General features: G+C 64.0%; 5 protein-coding genes. 4 read left to right on the top strand and 1 reads right to left on the bottom strand.

The window, feature by feature from the left end:
- Window positions 1-108: 108 nt before the first annotated feature.
- The 4 genes from coaE to QVN30_RS08240 all read left to right on the top strand — a co-directional run bounded on the left by coaE (window position 109) and on the right by QVN30_RS08240 (window position 4,319).
- A complete protein-coding gene (gene coaE / locus QVN30_RS08255) occupies window positions 109-741 on the top strand; it encodes a dephospho-CoA kinase (protein ID WP_289836033.1) in 633 nt (210 codons plus the stop codon).
- A complete protein-coding gene (locus QVN30_RS08250; protein ID WP_289827328.1) occupies window positions 738-1,322 on the top strand; it encodes a lytic transglycosylase domain-containing protein in 585 nt (194 codons plus the stop codon). Before coaE ends, QVN30_RS08250 begins: the two co-directional genes overlap by 4 nt.
- A gap of 23 nt (window positions 1,323-1,345) precedes the next feature.
- Window positions 1,346-3,589 (top strand): excinuclease ABC subunit UvrB, encoded by a 2,244-nt coding sequence (uvrB, locus tag QVN30_RS08245; protein ID WP_066834681.1) that lies wholly within the window; start codon window positions 1,346-1,348, stop codon window positions 3,587-3,589.
- Window positions 3,590-3,677: 88 nt separating this feature from the next.
- The gene (locus QVN30_RS08240) at window positions 3,678-4,319 is read left to right on the top strand and encodes a hypothetical protein (protein WP_289836032.1); all 642 of its coding nucleotides are present in this window, start codon (window positions 3,678-3,680) and stop codon (window positions 4,317-4,319) included.
- Window positions 4,320-4,471: 152 nt separating this feature from the next.
- On the opposite strand, the gene QVN30_RS08235 is transcribed toward QVN30_RS08240, so the two are convergent.
- Window positions 4,472-6,124, bottom strand: coding sequence for an NAD(P)/FAD-dependent oxidoreductase (locus tag QVN30_RS08235; RefSeq protein WP_289836031.1), 1,653 nt, complete (start codon window positions 6,122-6,124; stop codon window positions 4,472-4,474).
- Window positions 6,125-6,470: the final 346 nt, after the last annotated feature.

Below are 6,470 nucleotides of genomic sequence, written 5' to 3'. Positions count from 1 at the left end.
TGTATAGGTTTAGCCTGTGCGGCTCGCGCTTGGTTCTCGGCTTTTGTTCTGCTACATTGATATGCTGTAATCGACACAACGCAGTTCAACGCAACAGAAACGAAGTATATGTACACTGCATTCGTTATCGGCAATATCGCCTCAGGTAAATCATGCGCCACTCGCTACCTTGAGCAGCGCGGGGCCCTGCGAATTGATCTTGACGCCATGGCGAAAGATCTCTATGTGCCGGGATCTCAGCTGGTTCTCGATATCGCTGAGCGATTCGGATACGATGTCCTTGCTCCCGATGGAGGTATCGATACCAGGGAGCTTTCACGTGTCGCCTTCGCTACCCCTGAGGATTCTGCTGACTTAAACGCGCTCGTTCATCCTGTTCTCATCGAGCAGCTGTCCTTGCGTCTGCTTCCGCCGCTCTGCTGTACCGTAACGGCTCCCGATCCCGAGCTCGTTGTCGTCGAGGTATCGGTGGCATCTGCATTTACCGACGCGTTCGGGCTGGCTGATGAGATCATCGCCATCACGGCCCCTTTGGATGTCCGTCGAGAACGTGCTATCGAGCGCGGCATGGACGGGCTCGCGTTTGACGAGCGCGCCTCTTGCCAGCCTTCTGAGGAGGGCCTGTGCGCCCTTGCGCAGGTTGTGATTGACAATACCGCTGGAGATGATAGCCTGTTTAGCTCTCTTGATCAGTGGCTTGCTGATCGTCATCTGCTGTCCGCCCAGGAGGTCACCCAATGACGCGCCGCCCTCGCCTGTTCGCTTGGTATCGCACGGTACCCATCGTGATCGTGCTGCTGTTCGGCGTGGTGTCATGGGCTTATGCTTACGCTCCCGCCCAGCTGTTCCAGGTATTCTATCCCCTGCGCTATGAGGAGGAAATCCTTACCTCGGCGACCAATCACGGAGTCGATCCGTATCTCGTGGCCGCCGTCATCGAGACCGAATCGGGTTGGGACCCGACGGCTCGCTCAGACAGGGGCGCGCAGGGTCTTATGCAGCTCATGCCCGAGACGGCGCACGATATGGTTGTGAAAGGGCTTGTCGACGGAGGGGTGTATGATTCCTCGAATCTTGACGACCCCGCGACGAATATCGAGATCGGCTGCGCGTACCTCTCGTACCTGATTTCCTATTTCAACGGCGCGACCGATCATGCCATCGCGGCGTACAATGCGGGCATGGGCAATGTGGACAGTTGGACGGAGACGGGCGATGAGCTTTCCGATGCCATCACGTTCCCTGAAACCCAATCGTATCTCGCGCGCGTCACGACGGCGCACGAGCGGTATCGCGAGCTGTATCCCGATAGCTTCCTGTAGGTCGATCGAAGAGGGGAGTACCCATGTCGCAGTTTGAGGTCGAGCGCGTCGGAGGCGAGCTCAAGCGGTTCGGCATGGCGGGCGAGGCTGCCAAATTTGAGGTCGTTTCACCCTATGAGCCCTCGGGAGACCAGCCGCAGGCAATTGCTTCACTGGTTAAGGGCGTGGAGGACGGCGACCGGTACCAGGTGCTTCTGGGCGTCACGGGCTCGGGAAAAACCTTCACGATGGCCAAGACCATCGAGGCCCTCGGCAAACCGACCCTCGTGATGGCGCCCAACAAGACCCTTGCTGCACAGCTCGCGAGCGAGCTCAAGGAGTTCTTCCCGCACAACGCGGTCGTGTACTTCGTCTCGTACTACGACTACTATCAGCCCGAAGCCTATGTGCCGTCGAGCGACACCTATATCGAGAAGGACTCGTCGATCAACGAGGAAGTCGAGATGCTGCGCCACCAGGCGACGGCCTCGCTTCTGTCCCGTCGCGACGTGATCGTGGTGGCGTCGGTCTCATGCATCTACGGAATCGGCAGTCCCGAGGACTATGCGGGTCTGGCGCCGAATGTCGACAAGAAAGATCCGCTCGAGCGTGACGACTTCATCCACGCGCTGATCGATATCCAGTACGATCGCAACGATTACGACTTGGCGCGCGGCACGTTTCGCGTGCGCGGCGACGTGGTCGACGTGTACCCGCCGTATGCGGAACATCCCTTGCGCTTCGAGTTCTTCGGCGACGAGGTGGAGCTCATAGCCGAGATCGACGAGGTGACCGGTGAGATCCTGCGCGAGTACGATGCGATTCCCGTCTGGCCCGCTTCGCACTATGTGACCGAGAAGCCCAAGGTGACGCACGCCCTGAAGACCATCGAAGAGGAGCTCGAGGGCCGTGTGGCGGAGCTCAAGGCGTCCGACAAGCTGCTTGAGGCCCAGCGGCTGCAGCAGCGCACCGACTATGATCTCGAGATGCTTGAGACGATGGGCTTCTGCACGGGCATCGAGAACTACTCGCGCCATCTCGACGGGCGCAAGCCGGGCGAGCCGCCGTTCACGCTGATCGATTATTTCCCCAAGGACATGCTGTGCATCATCGATGAGAGCCACGTCACGGTCCCCCAGATTCGCGGTATGCACGAAGGCGACCGTTCGCGCAAGGTGACGCTCGTGGAGCACGGGTTCCGCCTGCCGTCGGCGCTCGACAACCGGCCCTTGCGCTTCGACGAGTTCGAGGCGCGCATCCCGCAGTTCATCTACGTGAGCGCGACGCCGGGCGACTACGAGCTGCGCGTGAGCCAGAACAACGTGGAGCAGATCATTCGTCCGACGGGCCTGCTCGACCCCAAGATCGATGTGCGCCCGGTGCGCGGGCAGATCGACGATCTGCTTGACGAGATCCGCGAGCGCACGGCGCGCCATGAGCGCGTGCTCGTGACGACGCTCACGAAGCGCATGGCCGAGGACCTGACCGACCACCTGCTCGATGCGGGCATCAAGGTTAACTACATGCATTCTGATACCGCGACGCTCGATCGCGTCGAGATCCTGCGCGACCTGCGCCAGGGCAAGATCGACGTGCTGGTGGGCATCAACCTGCTGCGCGAGGGCCTGGACCTGCCCGAGGTGTCGCTTGTCGCCATCCTGGATGCCGACAAGGAGGGCTTCCTGCGCAACCGCCGCTCGCTGATCCAGACGATTGGTCGCGCGGCGCGCAATGCCGACGGCGAGGTCATCATGTACGCGGATACGATCACCGAGTCCATGCGCGAGGCGATCGACGAGACGAGTCGGCGCCGTACGATCCAGATGGCGTTCAACCAGGAGCACGGCATCGAGCCCAAGACGGTGCGCAAGGCGATCAACGACATCTCGAGCTTCATCGCCGAGGCGACCGAGACGGTGGGCAAGAAGGACCGCAGCCGCGGCGACACGCTCGGGCACGGCGCGTTCTTCACCCCGGCGGGCAGCGAGGATGCGGGCGGCGAGACCATGGAGGAGACGACCGGCGCCAAACTTGCCGACGAGCTCGCGAACCTGCCGTCCGATGAGATCGCGCGGATCATCGCCACGATGGAGGATGACATGCGCAGCGCGAGCGAGGCGATGGATTTCGAGGAGGCTGCGCGTCTGCGCGATGCGCTCGTGCACCTCAAGGCGCTTGTCGAGGGCGGCAGCGAGGAGGAGATCATCGACCGCCTGAGGCAAAATGCGCGCAAGGGCTCCGCATTCGGTGGCGGCCGCAAGAGGCAGGGGGCGCGCTTCAAGAAATAGGCGTGCGCCTTCCGCGGGGCAATCCATCGGCGTTTCCTTTAGGCTGCGGTATACTTCACCACAGGGATATACATGGGGGGAGTAACCGATGAGACATCAGACCGTCGATCTGTTGGGGCGTGTCAAGCGGCACCTTCTGCAGGCAAAGTGGAACCTCGTCGTCATGGCCGCGTGCTGCTTCGTCATGGCCGCATACAATTTCGTCGTTCCCGCTTCGGGCGTGCTGGGCGTTGCGGGCAGCGGGCTGGACGGCGTGATCGGCGCGCTTCCTGTCTGCGGAATCGTCGCGGGCGCCCTGTCGCTTGTGGGCTCGTTCGCATCCAAGAGCACCTGGGTGCTCTCATGGGTCGAGGTCGCATTCGAGATCGCGATGTTCGCGCTCGGCTTCTGGGGACTGTTCTTCCCGACGACCATGGGCGACTATGCCGGCGTCCTCGCATTCGCGGGCGTGTTCGCGGCGCTGTACCTGGTTGCCGTCTCGCTTGAGATGGACCGCATGGGTGCGGGCCGCTGGGTCGTCTCCCTGTGCGTGGCCGTCGTGGTCGCCGTGCTGGCGCTTGCGCTGGCAATGGGCTTCGCGGGCGTCTCGGGGGCTCAGGGAGTCGCCTCGCTCATGCTTTTCGTTGCTGCATGGGGCTTTGTGTACGGCGCGGTGTCCCTGCAGGGCGTCGGCTCCGTCGAGGATTCGATCGCGGCTCCGGTGCGCCTGTTCGGCAGGGACCGCGCGTAGCTTCAGATTCGATCTTGGCATGTTGAGGGTCCCGTCGCGAAGCGCGGCGGGGCCCTTTTCACTGGCCCCTGTCGGACCATCGTGGATACGGAGGCGGCTCGACAGATGGGTTGAAACGAACACGTCCCCAACCAACCCATCGAGGCGGGTCGCTACAGGCTGTCGATGAGCGCCTCGGCGCAACGAATGCCATCGGCTGCGGCGCTCATGATGCCGCCCGCGTAGCCGGCGCCTTCTCCGCACGGGTAGATGCCCGGCGCGCCCAGGGCGGTGCAGGAGCGATCGCGGACGACGGTGACCGGCGAGCTCGAGCGCGATTCGATGGCGGTGAGCACGGCCTCGTCGTCGCTATAGCCGCGCAGTTTCTTGCCGAGGGCGGGGATGCCGGCTCGCAGCGTCTCGACGATGTGCGAAGGGAGCACCTCGTCGATGGCGGTCCAGGTGACTCCGAGGGGGTACGTGGGCTGGATGCGGCCCACGCGTGCGCTTTCGCGCCCGGAAAGGAAGTCGCCGACGAGCTGCGCGGGGGCGCGGTAGTCCCCGCCTCCCATCTCGAACGCCCTGCGCTCGCAACGGCGCTGCAGCTCGACGCCTGCGAGCGGGTCCGTGCCCGGCAGGTCGTCGGGATTCACGTTAACGAGCAGCGCCGCGTTCGCGTTCACGCCCGCGCGGGCGTGGAGGCTGGCCCCGTTGACGACAACGCCGCCGGCCTCGGAGGCTGCGGCGACGACCTCGCCGCCCGGGCACATGCAGAACGTGAAGACGTTGCGGCCGTTCGGCATGTGGGCCACCAGCTTATAGGGGGCGGCCCCGAGGGCGGGGTGGCCGGCAGCAGGGCCGTATTGGGCGCGGTCGATATCCGCCTGCAGGTGCTCGATGCGAACGCCCATGGCGAACGTCTTGCGCTCGACGGCGAATCCGCGACGTACGAGCAGCTCGAACACGTCGCGCGCCGAATGGCCGCACGCGAGGATGATACGGTTTGCGGCGATGCGCTCGGTGGCCTCGCCCGCACCCCCGTCCTGCTCGACGGTGATGGCCTTCGGTGCCCCTGTGACGGTGCGCTCTATGTCGACCATCCGGCAGCGGAAGCGGACCTCGCCCCCCAGCTGCTCGATGCGCCGAACGATATGGGTGACGACCAGGGGCAGGACGTCTGAGCCCACATGGGGTTTCGCGTCCCAGAGAATGTCGTGCGCGGCGCCCGCATCCACCATCGTCTGCAAGATCAACCGGTGATGCGGGTTCTTGGTGCCCGTGTTGAGCTTGCCGTCGGAGAACGTGCCGGCCCCGCCCAGGCCGAACTGGATGTTGCTTTCGGGGTCGAGCTCGCGGGTCTTGATAAAACGGTCGATGGCCGTCGTGCGCCGCTCGGCGTTGTCACCGCGTTCGATAAGCAGCGGGCGCAGGCCCGCCTCGGCCAGCGTGAGGGCGGCAAACAGCCCCGCGCACCCTGCGCCGACGACGACGGGCCGTATCTCGGGCCGACGGGAGGCGTGCAGGGGAGCGGGGTAGTTGACCGGGGTGTCATCGATCTTGCGCACCCGGGAGGCGTTGCGCGCGGACAGGCGCCGCAGCGCCGCCTCTTCCGCCGCGCGGGTGCGCAGGTTCACATGCGCGCTGAGGACGAAGTGGACCTCGCGCTTCTTGCGCGCGTCGACGGATTTGCGGTGGAGCTCCACATGTGCGAGGTCCTCCGGCCTGCAGGAGAGCACACGGGCTGCTTCGGAGCGGCAGGCGTCAAGGCAGCCCTGCTCGGTCGCTCCCGTATCGAGGCTGACGGGAATCTGGGTGATCTCTAGCATGGCGCGCCTTTCGCGTATCGGGATGTGCATGGGCTACATGGTAGATGGTTTGACGCCGGGTGCAGCCTAGAGAACCGCTGATTTATGTTCCGATATGCCCCGGGCATCGGTGAAACCACAGGATACCCGCTAACTATACCCAGTAACTGTACCCTTTTAGAGGGTGACCTGGTAGATGCAGTGGCTGAGCCTTGCCGCAGGGCCTCGCTCCACGATGCGCGGAGGTCGTTCGCCCCGTCCTGCGGGGCTTGAAGGCCATAAATCAATGTTTCCCTAGAGCGGTCGGCTCGTGTAGGGCTGCTGCAGGCAACGTCCCCTCTGCACGCCCCGAGACGGTGCGAGGCCT

Source organism: Collinsella ihumii (assembly GCF_030385545.1).
Classification (GTDB): domain Bacteria; phylum Actinomycetota; class Coriobacteriia; order Coriobacteriales; family Coriobacteriaceae; genus Collinsella; species Collinsella ihumii.
The sequence above is the reverse complement of the archived record's forward strand: the minus strand, read 5'-3'. Positions and strand labels throughout refer to the sequence as shown.

Bases quoted from the DNA above. Each gene is read 5' to 3' on its own strand.
- uvrB (WP_066834681.1), top strand. From the start codon at position 1,346: ATGTCGCAGTTTGAGGTCGAGCGCGTCGGAGGCGAGCTCAAGCGGTTC.
- QVN30_RS08235 (WP_289836031.1), bottom strand. From the start codon at position 6,124: ATGCTAGAGATCACCCAGATTCCCGTCAGCCTCGATACGGGAGCGACC.
- coaE (WP_289836033.1), top strand. From the start codon at position 109: ATGTACACTGCATTCGTTATCGGCAATATCGCCTCAGGTAAATCATGC.
- QVN30_RS08250 (WP_289827328.1), top strand. From the start codon at position 738: ATGACGCGCCGCCCTCGCCTGTTCGCTTGGTATCGCACGGTACCCATC.
- QVN30_RS08240 (WP_289836032.1), top strand. From the start codon at position 3,678: ATGAGACATCAGACCGTCGATCTGTTGGGGCGTGTCAAGCGGCACCTT.